At 73.0% G+C, this 1,293-nt stretch carries 2 protein-coding genes; both read left to right on the forward strand.

Features of this window, described 5'->3' with window-relative positions:
* Positions 1-739, forward strand: a 739-nt coding sequence (locus RM812_RS41725; protein WP_311586170.1) for a DegT/DnrJ/EryC1/StrS family aminotransferase, incomplete at its 5' end; no start/stop codon positions are given.
* Between the two features lie 261 nt (positions 740-1,000).
* On the forward strand, positions 1,001-1,293 hold a 293-nt coding region (locus RM812_RS41730), incomplete at its 3' end, for an RpiB/LacA/LacB family sugar-phosphate isomerase (protein WP_311586172.1).

Genomic DNA, 1,293 nt, shown 5'->3' on the forward strand with positions numbered 1-1,293 from the left:
CATGTGTGACATGCGCGCCTTCCGCCAGCTCGCCGACCGCCACGGCCTGCTGCTGATCGAGGACGCCGCCCACGCCCTGCACGCCAGCCGCGACGGCCTGCCCGCCGGCAGCGCCGCCGACCTGTCGACGTTCAGCTTCTACGCCAACAAGGTCGCCGCCGGCGGCGAAGGCGGCCTACTCGTCGGCCGAGGCGAACTCGTCCACAAGGCCAGGCTGCTGGGCCGGCACGGCATCGACTCCTCCGCCTGGCAGCGGCACGGCAAACGCAACACCGCCGACTACGAGGTCACCGTCCCCGGCCTGAAGTACGTCATGTCCGACCTCACCGCCGCCCTCGCCGTCGTCCAGTACGACCGGCTGGAGGAGTTCACCCGGCGCCGCGCCGACATCGCCGCCGCCTACACCAGCGCCCTCGCCGACCTGCCCGGCCTGACAACACCCGCTGTCGCGCCCGGTGCTGAGCACGGATGGTTCCTCTACGCCATCCTCATCGACCCCGACGCCGCGCCCCTGGACCGCGACCAGCTCGCCGCCGCGCTGCTGAAGCGCCACCAGATCTCCACCAGCGTCCACTTCAAGCCCGTCCACCTCCTGGGCCCCTACCGGGACACGGCCCACCGGCCGCTGCCGGTCACCGAGACCGCCGCCGCCCGCCAACTGTCCCTCCCGTGCTACCCGGCGATGACCGACCAGGACGTCGAACGCGTCATCCACGCCGTCCAGGAGCTGTGGAGCTGACCGGCGGGCGCACAGAGTACCCGGAGCACCGGCGGAGCACCACGGTCTGAGGCGGTGCTCCGCCGGTGCTCCGGGCCGCACCGCTGAAGCACCACCCGACTGCCTTCCGGCCGACCGGCGCCCCGCCCATCGTGAAACCGCCGCAGAACACCGCGCCCCGGCCTCTACGCCCACACTCTGTCCGGCCACATCGCGGCACACCCGCGCGTCGGGTCCCTGGTCCAGGTCGGCCTCGGCGAGGAGACGCCGCTCTATCCGGACATCGCCTTCGCCGCCGCCCAACTCATCGCCAGCGGGCACGCGGAGCGGGCCCTGCTCATCTGCCACACCGGGCTGGGCATGGCCATCGCCGCCAACAAGGTCCGCGGCGTGCGCGCGGTCACCGCCCACGACCCGCTGAGCGTGGAGCACGCGGTGACCCACAACGACGCCCAGGTCCTGTGCCTGGGCGCCGGAGTCGACGGCCTCGCCCTGGCCCGGGACCTGACCGGCCAGTGGCTGGACCACACCTTCGACCCCGCCTCCCGTGCCGCGGCGAAGGTCGCCCTCATCAC

Origin of the sequence: Streptomyces lancefieldiae (assembly GCF_031845825.1) — a bacterium.
Lineage (GTDB): Bacteria > Actinomycetota > Actinomycetes > Streptomycetales > Streptomycetaceae > Streptomyces > Streptomyces lancefieldiae.